This window comes from Psychrobacter sp. UBA3480, from assembly GCF_002377945.1.
Taxonomy (GTDB): domain Bacteria; phylum Pseudomonadota; class Gammaproteobacteria; order Pseudomonadales; family Moraxellaceae; genus Psychrobacter.
This window is the reverse complement of record NZ_DFQV01000021.1, coordinates 57885-72870: the sequence shown is the minus strand read 5'-3', so window position 1 is coordinate 72870 and position 14986 is coordinate 57885. Positions and strand designations below refer to the sequence as shown.

At 43.2% G+C, this 14986-nt stretch carries 7 protein-coding genes; 2 read left to right on the top strand and 5 right to left on the bottom strand.

What is annotated here, in order from left to right; genetic code table 11:
• Positions 1 to 22 precede the first annotated feature (22 nt).
• Together B2863_RS09955 and B2863_RS09950 are read right to left on the bottom strand one after the other, a co-directional pair.
• Entirely contained in the window at positions 23 to 1204 is a 1182-nt protein-coding gene (locus B2863_RS09955; protein WP_296209938.1) for an aspartate aminotransferase family protein, read from the bottom strand.
• 40 nt (positions 1205 to 1244) lie between these two features.
• The gene (locus B2863_RS09950) at positions 1245 to 1436 is read right to left on the bottom strand and encodes a DNA gyrase inhibitor YacG (protein ID WP_057760289.1); all 192 of its coding nucleotides are present in this window, start codon (positions 1434 to 1436) and stop codon (positions 1245 to 1247) included.
• Positions 1437 to 1625: 189 nt separating this feature from the next.
• On the opposite strand from B2863_RS09950, the gene B2863_RS09945 reads away from it, so the two are divergent.
• A complete protein-coding gene (locus tag B2863_RS09945) occupies positions 1626 to 2300 on the top strand; it encodes a DUF938 domain-containing protein (RefSeq protein WP_296209935.1) in 675 nt (224 codons plus the stop codon).
• 166 nt (positions 2301 to 2466) lie between these two features.
• On the opposite strand, the gene B2863_RS09940 is transcribed toward B2863_RS09945, so the two are convergent.
• Both B2863_RS09940 and purD read right to left on the bottom strand, forming a co-directional pair.
• On the bottom strand, positions 2467 to 3861 hold the full coding sequence (locus tag B2863_RS09940; protein ID WP_296209933.1) for an ABC1 kinase family protein: 1395 nt from the start codon (positions 3859 to 3861) through the stop codon (positions 2467 to 2469).
• 419 nt (positions 3862 to 4280) lie between these two features.
• Positions 4281 to 5597: a phosphoribosylamine--glycine ligase gene (purD, locus tag B2863_RS09935; protein ID WP_296210078.1), complete on the bottom strand. Its 1317-nt coding sequence runs from the start codon at positions 5595 to 5597 to the stop codon at positions 4281 to 4283.
• A gap of 458 nt (positions 5598 to 6055) precedes the next feature.
• Between purD and B2863_RS09930 the strand changes: the two genes are divergently transcribed.
• The gene (locus tag B2863_RS09930) at positions 6056 to 10903 is read left to right on the top strand and encodes an NAD-glutamate dehydrogenase (RefSeq protein WP_296209930.1); all 4848 of its coding nucleotides are present in this window, start codon (positions 6056 to 6058) and stop codon (positions 10901 to 10903) included.
• Positions 10904 to 11027: 124 nt separating this feature from the next.
• Here B2863_RS09930 and B2863_RS09925 read toward each other — a convergent pair whose 3' ends face one another.
• On the bottom strand, positions 11028 to 14903 hold the full coding sequence (locus B2863_RS09925; protein ID WP_296209926.1) for an SbcC/MukB-like Walker B domain-containing protein: 3876 nt from the start codon (positions 14901 to 14903) through the stop codon (positions 11028 to 11030).
• Between the last annotated feature and the right edge of the window lie 83 nt (positions 14904 to 14986).

Here is a 14986-nt window from a genome sequence, read left to right as displayed (position 1 = left end):
GTTATTAACGTTGAGGCATATTTTAAAATGATGGCTTTAACAGATTGATTAAACGCTCAGCGACTTGTGTGCTTTCATCACGGCTCATGTTAAGCGGCGGCAGCAAACGTACAACATGACCACCCGTCACATTGATGATCAGCTTTTGCTCATCACGGGCACGATCCACCAGTTGGCTACAATCCATGTCTTCAGGTAGCGCGATACCAATCATCATACCTGCACCGCGACTGCTAACGCCATATTGGCCAAATGTATCAACGATACTTTCTCTGATGAATAAACCCTCAGTCACTGCGTTTTCCATGATATTACTATTTGCTAGCACATCGTACACGCTATGCACCACGCGGCTGGCCAATGGCGTGCCACCATAAGTAGAGCCATGACTACCAGCACCAAACAAACCATTGGCACGGCCACGTACCATGCACGCACCGACTGGGAAACCATTACCTAGACCTTTGGCTGTCGTCAACACATCAGGACGAGCGTTGCTGTGTTGATAAGCAAAATATTTACCCGTACGGCCATTACCTGTTTGTACTTCATCCAGCATAAATAGCCAGTTATGAGCATCACATTCCGCTTGTAGCTCTTCAAGATAAGTGAATCCATTAGCTGCAGTATTCAGACCACCTTCGCCTTGAATCGGCTCTACAAAGATAGCGCAGATATCATCATGTTCTTGAGCAGCTTGTTTGATAGCGTCGATATCGCCAAATGGCACACGAATAAAGTCTTCATCTAGTGTATAAAACCCTTCACGTGCTTTTGGATTTGCAGTAGCTGACAAAGATAACAACGTACGACCATGGAACGATTGCTCCATTACGATAACTTTTGGGCGTTTAAAACCTTGCTTGTACGCGTATAAACGTGCCAGTTTCAATGCAGCTTCATTGGCTTCGGCGCCGCTATTGGCAAAAAACACACTGTCCATTTGGGCGGCGGTACATAGTATCTCTCCAGCACGCTCTTGCCAATCAATGCCAAACAAGTTACTTGTATGAATTAACGTACCTGCTTGCTGCTGAATCGCGTCAGTGACTTGTGGATGACAGTGTCCTAAGCCGCATACCGCGATACCAGTTAAGGCATCTAAGTAAGGCGTGTCATCTTTGGTATAGAGCCAACTGCCTGCACCGCGTGTAAAGCTGATTGGTTGACGATTATAAGTGGGCATCAGGTAAGTAGCAGACATATAAAGCATCCTTGGTATAATAATTGAGTAAAAGTGTGGGTTATAGCTCGTCAGAAAAAGGCGTGGTTTCTGCAGGTAAGGTGTAGTCTTCGTTTGCCCAAGCACCTAAGTCAATCAGCTTGCAGCGACTGCTACAAAACGGCTTATATTTATTGTCTTGCCAGGCCGTCTGGGTACCGCAACGTGGACAAGGGTAGGTCTTTGGAGGCGTATTTGCAGTAGAGTCAGTCATAAGAAAAGAGCAATGTCCTAAATGTTGTTAGTATTGGTTGCATACGACATAAGCATAAAACGCATCCGTCATTTAAATTACGACGAAACGAGGTGTACTTGCTGTCGCTGTATTACTATTCAATTGGATTGACTATATAATAGCATGGGGCCGAATAATGACAAAAGACAAATGCTTTAAGGATAGTAGATGACCGACAATATTGATCTCACGCATCAGCAAGAGCGTGCCTTTCAACCACAAAAACTGTCAGCACCGCGTGACTTTATTATTCCAAATATCATTAATGACAATAAAAATGAAAAACCGTTGATGCTAGAGATTGGGGCAGGGAAGGGTAAGCATGCACTTAGCTTTGCTGCACAAAATCCTGATAAGCATCTGATAGCCATTGAACGCACGCGTAATAAATTTGAAGCATTCTCAAAATTAGCCACTTTACAAAATCTATCAAACCTAGACGCGATTCACGCAGATGCGATTGCATGGACAGTGCATGCCATTAAACCAAAGAGCTTGGCTAAAATCTTCATTCTTTATCCCAATCCTGAACAGCACAATCCCAATCAGCAATGGCTGAATATGCCTTTTTTTGAGTTTCTATTGTCACGTTTGCAAGTGGGCGGAGAAGTGATATTAGTGACTAATATCGAATCCTATATGGACAATGCAGAACACCAAGCAACTAAAGTGTGGTGTCTGCCATCGACACGTTCTCGAGTACCAGTGACCAGTCAGCGCACTCATTTCGAAGTGAAATATCTTGCCCGACAAGAAGTGTGTTGGGAGCTAAGTATTCGTAAGCCAAAATGGTATAAGACAAGATTTGATGATTGGCAGGTAAGTGCTATAAGCGAAAAATAATAGCCTAAGTAAAAATATAAAGCTTATATCAGTAGTATAAAATAAAGATAGTGATAGTGATAGTGATAGTGATAGTGATAGTGATATTAAATATAAAATAGCCTAAGCAAATAAAATTAAAACATTAAAAAGCCGTCACTAAAGGACGGCTCGAAATTTGCACGGTTTATAAATAAGGTTTTACGAGGCTGTTAGAGTTGGTATGCGCATCTAAAACAGTCAAAAAGGTATATGCACCGATAAACTTACGACTGATAAACATAAATTCTTTTGGTGGTAGATTAAATTCGAAGGACTGCATTGCGCGTGTGGCCGTAGTAGATAAGCGTGAATGTAGTTTACTATTGGCCCAAATATAGCGATCCTGCTCATCTAAACATTCGCTAGGGATATTGGTGTTTTTCTCAGGGTCACTAAAAGGCTCTGTAGCAAGCAAAAATAACGAGGCAATATCCGAACGTACTTTATTACTCATGCTATCGAAAAAGTCATATCCTTTCATAGCAATGCTCATTGCTTGCTGATCATGGCGATATCCTGCGCGTAGTAGACCACGGGCAATCGTTAACAAGTTGCCATCAAACTGACGAATCGCTCCAAAATCTAGCAAAACTAATCTATCGATATCTTCTTCGTTTTCGCTCACACGCACCAGATAATTACCAAAGTTGGGATCGGTCTGCATCTCACCCCATACAAAAATCTCTTGCATCATGATTTCAATGGCCGCTTGACCAATGGCATTTCGGCGTTCATGAGGTAGTAATTGCAATGCTTCCGAGACCACAGTGATACCTGGCTCGTATGACATACATAGCAGACGTTTTTTAGAATAAGTGCGATTAATCTTAGGCACGATATAGCGCGGCTCATCAATTAAACGCTCATAAAAACGCTCTGTCGTAGCCGCTTCCGCTTCATAATCAACTTCGTGATGGAGTAGGTCACGTATTTCCTCAAACCAAGCATCGAGTGCGCGTGTTTGAGGAACGATATTACTTACTTTTAACAATCGTTTGAACAAGGCAAGATCAGAGTTGATAGCATCTGCCACCCCTGGATACTGAATTTTTAACACAACTTGTTCGCCAGTGGCGAGCACGGTCGCACGATGAACTTGGGCAAGAGAAGCAGTTCCAATGGGAACAGGATCAATGTCTAGCTCGTTTAGTTTGTTGCCCAGTAACTGGCGTAATGTTTGCTCAATCGTCGGCCAAGTCAATGTCGCCGTGTCATCATTAAGAGTTTGCAAAGCGCGTGTGATCTCTGGCGGCAGTATATGTTCACCATAAATCGCTAGCATTTGACCAATCTTGACGACCGAACCTTTCAATTTACCCAGCTCTGATGCCAGATAATTTGCCTGAGTTTCCATAAACGCCTGATTACGTGCAGTACGTGCTTCTTTATTTAAGAATATGCCAGACACGCTATTACCCGCCCAACGACGACCAATATTCAAAGAGGTTTTCGCAATCGACATACGACGATCAAACCCTGAGGTTTTTAGGCTATCGATTGATTGCTTGTTGCTAAAAGGTTTAGACGTATCATTTGCCATAAGTATAATCATTCATCCAATTGGTATTGATTTGCGGGTTCGAAACCTACAATACAAGGGAGACGTGATGCACAGGTACAAAATTGTATCATATAAAGCGGGTTGGTTTTATGAGCCTGAGCTGGCCATTGATAGTTACTTTGTAAGCCAATATCTAGCGGTAACTATTGATAAATAAGTGCTTACTAGTTTGAGTATGATTAATAAATAGTTAGCATTTTCTAGCAAGTTCACTGGTTATTAAAATTTAGAAAAATCTATTTTAAAAAATAAGACCTAGCATGATGCTAGGTCAAATAGTGATGTAGAGCTATAAAATACGGAAATACTATTAATCAAACATATTGAGCAAAACCTTCGCATTCTCTAAAATATTGCCCAAGTCGTTGCCCAATATGTTTCTTGGGATGCCTTAGCTGCTAAGCATTTTCGCGAGTGATGGCATGGTGACCAATATCACGGCGGTACTGAGCACCATCAAAACTGATAGCAGCGGTGACTGCTAATGCGGCTTGCTGAGCATCAGAAATACTATCTGCTAGCGCAGTTACACATAAGACGCGCCCACCGTTTGTAATGACTTCTTTATCATTATCGTTAGAAAATGCCGTGCCAGCATGGAAAACTTTCACAGCATTGTAGTTGTTAGGATCTAGTTCTGGCAAGCCAGCAATCACATCACCTTTAGATGAAGTTTCAGGGTAGCCTTTTGATGCGACAACGATACCTAGAGCAGGGCGCGCATCCCATTTTGCTTCACTAGGTAATTGACCTGCCAAACCTTGTGCGACCAAATCGACCATTGATGACTGCAAACGCATTAAGATAGGCTGCGTTTCTGGATCACCAAAGCGGCAGTTAAATTCGATGACATACGGATCGCCTGCCTTATCAATCATAAGACCAGCGTATAAGAATCCAGTATAAGGATGGCCTGCGTTTTTCATGGCATCGACTACTGGTTGTATCACTTGCTGCATGACTTTGTTATGAACATCGCCGGTAACAACTGGAGCAGGGGAGTAGGCACCCATACCACCAGTGTTTGGACCGGTATCGCCTTCAAAAGCACGTTTGTGATCTTGGCTGGTTGCCATTGGCAAGATGTTATCACCATCAATCATACAGATAAAGCTGGCTTCTTCACCCTGTAAGAACTGCTCGATAACCACGCGGCTGCCAGCATCACCGAACTTGTTGTCCGCTAGCATATCGTCGATAGCTTCATGTGCTTGTTCGATCGTTTCAGCAACGATGACGCCTTTACCTGCAGCAAGACCATCTGCTTTGATAACGATAGGCGCGCCTTGCTCATCGACATAGGCTTTTGCAGCGACTGCGCCGGTAAAACCTTGATAAGCAGCGGTTGGGATATTGTTTTGTTCCATGAACTCTTTAGCAAAAGTTTTTGAGCCTTCTAACTGTGCACAGTACGCTGTAGGGCCCCATGCTTTGATACCTGCTTCACGACAAGCATCAACAATACCCGTAACCAAAGGCGCTTCTGGACCAACAATTACCATGTCGATATCGTTATTTTGACAAAAGGCGATAACAGCACTATGCTCGCCTGCGTCAGCGTCGGTAGACTCTAGCGTAACGTTTTGGCATTTAGGCTCAAGGGCGGTGCCAGCATTGCCAGGAGCGATGTAGACATTTTTTACATTGTCATCTTTTGCACATTGCCATGCCAATGCGTGTTCGCGACCACCTGAGCCAACCACCAAAATATTCATCATACCTTTTGCCCTTAGCATTAAAGTTAATAGTGAGCGAGTCGTACGCTCTTAAATATGTTGGCATATTCTAACAAAAAAACGCCTTCAATTACCATGAGTATCCGCCTGCCAGCACCGAATCATCCATATCGATGTCCAAAACCGCATTGTCTCATTAGTAAAGGTTATCGACACATCGCTGATTCATGAAATGATGTTGTACACTTTAGCTCGCGCCTTATGTGCGTTACACTTCACTATATTGGTAGTATTAAATTCTGATGGCTACATATTAATAAAAAATAAGAGCAAAAAAGGAGAAAATTTCTAACTGTTATAAAAATAAAATAAGTCGCGTGAATGGAAATACTGCACCGTTGCACCAATGATGAATATGCAGTAACAGTAGTCAATCTAAATCGATAAACTTAAATAAATAAATGTTAAACCAAATCTATAAAAAAAGGACGCAGGAAATGCCAAACTCCCTCAGTATCGCAAAAGAGCGCATTAGCCAGATAAGCGATATTGCTACCAGTTATGTACAAAAAGACAAATCGCTATTTGATCATTTTATTCATAGCTATTATCAGCCGCTGCATCAAGAAACTGCAGAGGCGATTAGTAATGCTGACTTGGCGGGCATGGCGCTACATCACTTTACACTACTCAAAGCTTACGACGGCAGCAAGCCACAGCTGACAGTACTAAACCCAGCAGCAGAAGAGCAGCACTTTCACAGCTCGCACACTGTCATTCAAATCGCAGCTTATGATAGACCATTCTTAGTTGATACGATTTTGATGAGTCTAGAAGCTGAAGGTATCGATGTTCATCGTACTTACAACATCATTATCAGTGTTGAGCGTGATGACAATGGTGATATCACCCATATCGAAGGCGCACATGAAAGTGCCACTTCACATATGTCATTGATTCATTGTGAAATTGCTTACCAAGACAACGAAGACTTGGAAGCGCTGCAACAGATGCTGATGTCAAAAATTGACACGCTTGATACGGTCGTTGGCGACTGGAAACAGATGCGTGCGCAGTTGAATGACATCAAAACTGAGCTTTCAACTAAGCCGCTACCGGAAGTATTCTACTCACAACAAGAAATCCAAGCATTTTTAGATTGGATCTTAGACGATCACTTTATATTCTTAGGATATCGTGAATACCGCTTGGAAGGTGGTCAGTCTATCGAAGTGACTTCTGAGCCGACCGATTTAGATTTATTCGCAATCGGTAACAGTGGCCTTGGTCTATTACGTGGTTCTGAAAAAGACAAGCTATCAGAGAGCTTTAGCCAATTGCCTAGAGGCTTAAAGCAATTATTGACTGAGCCGCGCGTGTTGATGCTGTCTAAATCAAGCCGTGTATCACCTGTGCATCGTTCAGTATATATGGACTTTTTGGGCATTCATAAGTTCGATGATAACGGTAATCTAATTGGTGAATACCGCTTTATCGGTTTGCTTACGTCACAAGCCTATCAGCTGACTGTACAGCAAATACCGCTATTGCGCGAAAAAGCCAATAAAATCATGGCAATGGCAGACTTGCCACGTGACGGTCACGCTCATCACAAGATGATGCATGTGATTAACACCTTACCGCGTGATGATTTGTTCCAAGCCAGCGTCGAAGAGCTATACCCAATTGTTTCGGGCATTACTCAACTACAAGACAAGAAGAGCTTACGTCTATTTAGCCGTATTGACCATTATCAGCGTTTTGTTTCGTGCTTGGTCTATATCCCGCGTGATAAGTTCAACACCGAGCTACGTATCAAAGTACAAAACGTCCTAAAAGACGCCTATAACGGTATGTCTTCAGGGTTTACTACTGAATTCAATGAATCTGCGCATGCTCGTGTACACGTCCACGTACGTACCGTGCCTGGTCAAGTAAATGACGTCAATATCGCCACACTTGAAGCCAAATTATCAGCACTCATGCAATCATGGGATGATAATTATCAAAAGATGCTACTCGATAATGTGGGCGAGCAACAAGCCAATGCTTTAAATCGTCGCTTCTTAAACTATATCCCTGCTGCCTACCAAGAGCGTTTTGATGCTCGTACCGCAGTCGAAGATACGAAGCGTTTGGCGGGACTGACCGCAGAGCAGCCGATGCTCTGGCATTTATACCAGTCGACAGGCGATGCACGTAACCAGCTTCACCTAAAACTGTACGGTCGCGAGCAGCCGGTTATCTTGTCAAAAGTATTGCCAATACTTGAAAACTTTGGTGTGTCAGTTATTTCAGCACAGACTTATGAGTTTGACTTGCCAGAGCAGCCTATCTGGATGCAAGAGTATGAGCTGACCTTAGAGCATGTCGATACGGTCAATATGCAAGTCGTGCGTGGTCAGTTCGAAGATAGCCTCAAGCAAATCTGGGCAGGTCGCGTTGAAAGCGATTCATTTAATGAATTGGTATTAACGACCAAGCTCGATACTTATGATGTCGTCGTATTGCGTGCATTGTCTCGCTACATGCTGCAAGCACGTGCGCCATTCTCGAGTGCTTATATTCAGCAAACTGTGGTCAAAAACAGCGATATCAGTGTCGCGTTAGGTAGTTTGTTTGACGCACGTATGAATCCTAAGTATAGCGAAGAAGAACGTCAAGAAAAGGCTGCTACCATTCAAGAGCAAATCACCGCTGCGTTAGCAGATGTCGATAGCCTAGACGAAGATCGTATCTTGCGCTGGTACTTAGATTTGATTAATGCGATGGTACGTACCAACTTCTATCAAGTGGATAGTGATGGTCAGCGCAAAGATCGTCTGTCATTTAAATTCTTGGCAGCAGACATTCCAAACTTGCCTAAACCAAAGCCAATGTTTGAGATATTTGTGTATTCACCACGCGTCGAAGCTGTTCATTTACGTGGCGGCAAAGTCGCTCGCGGTGGTCTGCGCTGGTCAGATCGTATGGAAGATTTCCGTACTGAAGTACTTGGCCTTGTCAAAGCGCAGATGGTCAAAAACGCAGTAATCGTCCCTGTAGGTTCTAAAGGCGGATTTATTGTAAAAACCAAGAGCATGGCTGATGGCCGTGAGGCATTCCAAGCAGAAGGTATAGCTTGTTATCAGACATTCTTACGCGGCATGCTTGATGTCACAGACAATATTGTAGATGGCAACATTGTCCCGCCAGCCAACACGGTACGTCATGATGAAGACGACCCGTACTTGGTTGTTGCAGCAGACAAAGGTACAGCTACTTTCTCGGATATTGCAAATGCCTTAGCTGCAGAATACAACTTCTGGCTCGATGATGCCTTTGCCTCAGGTGGTTCAGTAGGGTACGACCATAAAGCAATGGGTATCACAGCGCGCGGTGGTTGGGAGTCGGTCAAACGCCACTTCCGTATGCGCGGTATGGACATTCAAAACCGTGATGACTTTACGGTTGTTGGTATTGGTGACATGAGTGGGGATGTATTCGGTAATGGTATGCTGCTATCAACGCATACTAAGCTCGTTGCTGCTTTTAACCATTTGCATATCTTTATTGATCCTGATCCAGATACGGCGGCCTCATACGCTGAGCGTGCACGCTTGTTTGAATTACCACGCTCATCATGGGCAGATTATGAAGCATCATTGATTAGTCAAGGTGGTGGTATATTCTCACGCCAAGACAAAACCATCGCTATCAGTCCTGAAATGAAGTCGCTCTTTGATATCAGTGAAGACAGCCTTGCACCGAATGATTTGATCAGCGCGTTGTTACGTGCACCTGTCGACCTTATCTGGAATGGCGGTATCGGTACTTATGTCAAAAGTGCAAACGAAACACATGCTGACGTGGGCGACCGTGCAAACGATTCGCTACGTATCGATGGTAATGAGCTACGTGCAGCCGTCGTTGGTGAAGGTGGTAACTTAGGTCTAACCCAGCAAGGCCGTATTGAATACGCTCAAACGGGCGGGCGTATCTATACAGATGCAATCGATAACTCAGGCGGTGTGAACTGCTCGGATCATGAAGTCAATATCAAAATCCTACTTGGCAAAGTGGTCGAGCAAGGTGATATGACGCTGAAGCAACGTAATGAGCTGCTTGAGAGTATGACTGACACCGTAGCAGAACTGGTACTGCGTCAAAACTACTTGCAACCACAAGCGATTGAGCTGAGCCATATCCGTGCCGCAGCAAACCTGAGCGATCATCAGCGCTTTATTCAGATGCTAGAGAGTGAAGGGCGTCTGGATCGTACGATTGAGTATCTACCATCAGATGAAGAGATTGCGAAACGTCAAAAAGCGGATACTGGTCTGACCAATCCTGAGCTGGCAGTGGTCTTGGCCTATGGCAAAATGTGGGTCTATGACAATCTATTATTGTCTGACTTACCAGATGATCCGTACTTTATCAATGAGCTACGTAAGTACTTCCCAGATGAACTGGCGTCACGCTTCTTTGATGAGATGACTGAGCATCGTTTGCATCGCGAGATCATCAGTACCTACTTGACCAACAGTGTGGTCAACCGCTTAGGTATCGAAGCGCTATTCCGTCTCTTTGAAGAAACCGATCAATCACTAGCTACTATCGTACGTGGTTATGCGATTAGCCGTGATGTATTCAACGTATCGCGCGCCTGGAAAGCACTTGAAGCATTAGACAATCAAGTTGAGGCGACGTTACTGCTGAACCTTGAGTTACGTCTACGTGACTCACTTGAGCGCGGTGTGGTCTGGTTCATCAATGCCTTCGGTCAAAACTTACAAGTCGCTGATATGATTAGCCGCTTTAGTGAAAGTGTAGAAAAACTGACCAAGCCAAGTGGTTTTATCGAGCAGCAGTTTGCTCAATATCTGCAAGAAGATACTAAGCGCTTGATGCAAAAAGAGCTGTCTGATAATGATGCTACGCTATTTGCGATGCTACCGTACCATGTCGATGCGCTTGATGCTGCATTGCTTGCTGAGCAATACGAGCGTCCTGTTGATGAGATTGCAACTTTATACTTTGAAGCTTATCAAGTATTGCAATTAGACTGGATGATGGAAAATATTGCGAGTCTACCACAGCAAGATTATTGGGATCGCCGTGCACGCCATGCATTAGTGAACGAGCTGTCTCGCAGCTTGCGTCTATTGATGGATGCGGTACTCTCAAAACCAGATGCTAAGCAAGCATTTAGTGAATGGAGAGCAAGACACGTCGATCAGCTTGCAGCAGTCACCACAGAGATGAATAAGTTGGATGAGCTGCATAGTAACGATGAAGAAGGTCAAATCGGTCTTTCGACGTTGTCAGTATTGATGAGTGAGCTTAGTGGTTTAGTTACTAAATAATGAAGTAATATCAACCCGAAACTGTCTCACAAAAAAACCACCGTTCTTCATGCTCGGTGGTTTTTTATTGTCTAAAAGAAATGGTTTAATTAAAAGTATTAAGTAGTAAAGTGATTAACCTAACTTATGATACTTTTTCACTGACGACTTTATGACACCCTTGACCACTGATTCGGCTGAATCCGCCCGAGAGCTTTTCGACTTTAATCTGGGTTAAAATACGATCTTTTAACGCCTGAACATGGGATATCACCCCGATTAATTTACCTTCTTGCTGTAGATTGGTCAGCGTATCAAGCGCAATGTCTAAAGATTCCTCATCCAATGTACCAAACCCTTCATCCAAAAATAGCGAGTCCACGCGTATATTTTGACTGGCCATCTGTGATAGCCCTAGTGCTAATGCTAGGCTAATGATAAAACCTTCGCCGCCTGAAAGATTCTTAGTGCTGCGAATTTCGCCACCTTGATAGTTATCAATTACATTTAGCTCAAGCGGACTGTTATCATCACGGGCCAGCAAATAGCGATCGCTCATTTTTTGCAGCTGTGTATTGGCGTGAGTGACCATGAGATCAAAAGTAAGTCCTTGAGCAAAAGTACGGAACTTTTTGCCATCAGATGAGCCAATCAATTTGTGCAATTGTTGCCAAACTTGCAATTTGTCCTTTTGGCCAGTGATGGCATCAAGCTGTGCCTGTTGGGTGGTTTTCTTATCTTCATTGTCCTTTAGACGCTGACTAATTGCACCGATTGACTCAATTCGTTTGTTAAACTCATCTTGGGCTTGCGATTGCTGTTGGGTAAGCGTCTCTCTATCGTCTACTGTTAGCGGATTGGCTTGTTTATCTGCAAGTGTTTTTTGTGTTGCATCCAATAAAGACTGCGCTTGCTTTAGCGCATAATCGATATGCTGCTGCTGCTGTCTAAGTGCCTTACGCTCATCAATTGGCAGGCACGCATTAGTAAAATCTATTTCATCAGCAAAATCAGAGGCGGTAAGTATCGACTTAAAGATATCCTCTTGAGTATTGAGCGTTCCCTGTACTATGGTCACTTGCTCAGTCAACTGACGCTGCTTATCAAGCAATTGACTAAGTATGTGCTCAGCATTGTCTAGCTGTCTTTGCGTAGAGGTCTGCGTGGTTTTAGCCTGATCTAACGCATCACGTAAACGCTTTTCTTCTGTTTCAGGATCTTTATTAGCAAAAACATACTTTCTGTCTGTTTGTAATTTCTCAATCGCCTCAGTTCTTTCTGCCGCGAGTTGAGAGATTTTAACAAGCTCATTTTCTTCTTTGTCGAGCTGAGACTGCTTGGTCTCGATTTGTGTTTCTAGTCGACCGAGTGATGTCTTTAGAGTTTGTTGTTTCTCTCTGTAGTCGTTGAACTGTTGCTTGATTTCTAAAAGGGCACTGTGACATTGGCGCAGGGTATTGATATGCGCCTGAGCGTCAAAATTGCTTAGTACGGTTTGATTTCCAATGCTGGTTATAAGCGGTTGTAATGATTGCAGTGAAGAACGTATCACCGTTTTTGCGTCTGACTGATGTTTGCCAGTGGAATATTTATTCAACAGGGCTAATATATCGGTTTTGAGCACGGTCAATTCAGAAAAATTATCATGATATTTTTTATCTAAGTTTTCTATAGCCCATGCTATTTTTTCACTATTGCTTTCAATCTCGTTAGCAGTATTTGCCAGCGCACGCTGCTCCTTGTCTAACGCTTCAATATCATTACGCATCGTAGAGAGCGACTCGCTAAGCGTTTCGCAGTGAGCTAACGTGTCTTTAAGAGACTGTCTACGCTTACCTAGCTCGATTTTGATACTTTCTAATAATGACAGCGCATCTATATGCGTATCAAACTGCACCAGCGGTTTTAATATTTCAGTAATAAATCGAGAGTAGCCCTTATTTAGTACTGAACTGACCAGCTGTTCGATATCTGTCTTTAACTTTTGTATTTGGTCGTTCAATATGGTTTGTTGCTCTTCCTGCTGCGAGAACTGCTGCCTTACAGTTGCCTGAGTAATACGATGTTTAGATAAAGCATCTTCTAAATTGGATATAGTCGTATCTAGCTCTGCTATCTGTCGCTGAGTTTGCGTTGCTTCCGTCTCTTGCGTTAAGTGTAGATGGTCTGCACTATAAGGATGCTCTAGCGACCCACAAAGCGGACAAGGATGACCATCTTTTAGGTCAGCGATATAATCTTCTAATTTGGCGACTTTTTGTAGTAAATGTAGCTGGGTTTGTTTGTCTTGACGCTTTTCTTTGGCAGCGCCGAGCGCCGATTCATTATCAGCGATTAAGCCTGCCAGCTTCTTGAGGTCGTTACTCATTACTGGCAAGGTCGCAACTATTTTCTCTACTTGTACACTAAGCTCATCAAGCTGTTTTGTCTTAACGCTCACTTGGTCAAGTTGACGGTTGATATCATCAATCTGCTCTTGCTCATCTCGTATATCAGCCAATGACTGCACTTGGGTTAATGCTGCTTGCTCTCGTTGTAACGCTGCCAATTTATCCTTTATAGACAACATGGTGGTGTCTTTTGTCTTTTTCTGTTGATTTAATACGTCAAGGTTGGCGCGATACTGGTGGATCTGTTGCTGCTGGCTTGTTTTATCATCTGATAGGGCGGTATTCTCTTGCAATACTACTTTTAGTCGGCCGCAATGACTTTTGAAATTCGCTATATCACTATCGATATTGTTTAATTCATGGGCGTCATTAAGATAGCTTTCGACACTTGCGAGCTGGGTTTTATTTTGTGCAGCCTGTTGTTTATGGTTATCTATCTCTTTATTTAAATGTTGGGTACTGCTCATTAGAGCTTGCTGTCTTTGCTCAATGTCTTTTAAGATATGCGTGTTCTGCGCAATCTCCACATCGAGTTTACGCGTCTGCGCAATATTGGGTAGAGCTGTTTGCAAAGCTTCATGGGCAGCCTGTGTATGAGTTTTCGCTGTATCTAAATGTGTGGTTGCTTGTTCTAGATCATTTTGTTTTTGCGGTAGGATGCTGCTGATTTGCTGCTGTTCTTCTTGCAAGCGTTTTAGATTATCTCGACTATGCACAAGTTGGCTGAATTGACTATCAATCTCCAACGCTTTATTAGCAGCGGTTAAGCGTTTGGCATTAGGGATGAAGTCTTGCTGAGCCTGCTGAGCCTGCACTAAGTCATTTTGAGAAGTATTCAGTCTTTCTTTTGACTCTGTCACGCTATCTAGCCACTTTATCTTTTCGGCCAAATCTTGAATGGTCTGCTGCTGCTCACTTTGGGCACTTTGATACGACTGTAAATCGGCTTTTAACTGATTTTCTTCATCGGTATCCAAAAGCATCAACCCGTCTAAACCGTATTGCAGCTTATTAAGAATTTCTTCCTCAGTACGTTTCTTATCATGAACCTGTGTTGATATAGTCGCGTAAATATCAGTGCCCGTAATTTTCTCTAAAATATCTGCGCGTTCATCAGCCTTTGCCTTTAGAAATGCTGAAAAACTGCCCTGAGCTAGTAATATAGAGCGAGTGAACTGCTGAAAATCCATCCGAGTCAGTTCAATGATCTTGTTCTTGGTATGTTTTAAGGTACTCTCTAGCAGATCATCCTCTTTTGACGAGTCATCAACGTTTATCTTAGCAATTTCGTGAGTCGCATCTTGCAGATTGCCGTCTGCTTTATTGTAAGCACGGCGCTGTCCCCAGCGGCAGCGATACTGCTCGCCATTTAAGTCAATCACTACTTCAGCGAAACACTCTGCCGTCTGTCTCGTCATCACCTCATTGCTGCTCTTACTGATACTATTAATCCTTGGGGTCTCACCATATAGCGCTAAGCAAATAGCATCCAATATGGTTGTCTTGCCAGCACCAGTCTGTCCTGTGATAGCAAAGATGCCTTCATTGGTAAAGGCAGTATCAGCAAAATCAATATGCCATTCACCTTTTAGGGAGTTGAGGTTTTTTAGTCTGAGTTCGATTAGGCGCATGGATAATTCTTAATATTAGTAATAGCCGCAACTGCGAAAAATTGAAAAAGATAAGGAAGTACGGGTATGATATGTCACTTATA

Coding starts and splice junctions, on each gene's coding strand:
- B2863_RS09955 (WP_296209938.1), bottom strand. CDS start 1,204: ATGTCTGCTACTTACCTGATGCCCACTTATAATCGTCAACCAATCAGC.
- B2863_RS09950 (WP_057760289.1), bottom strand. CDS start 1,436: ATGACTGACTCTACTGCAAATACGCCTCCAAAGACCTACCCTTGTCCA.
- B2863_RS09945 (WP_296209935.1), top strand. CDS start 1,626: ATGACCGACAATATTGATCTCACGCATCAGCAAGAGCGTGCCTTTCAA.
- B2863_RS09940 (WP_296209933.1), bottom strand. CDS start 3,861: ATGGCAAATGATACGTCTAAACCTTTTAGCAACAAGCAATCAATCGAT.
- purD (WP_296210078.1), bottom strand. CDS start 5,597: ATGAATATTTTGGTGGTTGGCTCAGGTGGTCGCGAACACGCATTGGCA.
- B2863_RS09930 (WP_296209930.1), top strand. CDS start 6,056: ATGCCAAACTCCCTCAGTATCGCAAAAGAGCGCATTAGCCAGATAAGC.
- B2863_RS09925 (WP_296209926.1), bottom strand. CDS start 14,903: ATGCGCCTAATCGAACTCAGACTAAAAAACCTCAACTCCCTAAAAGGT.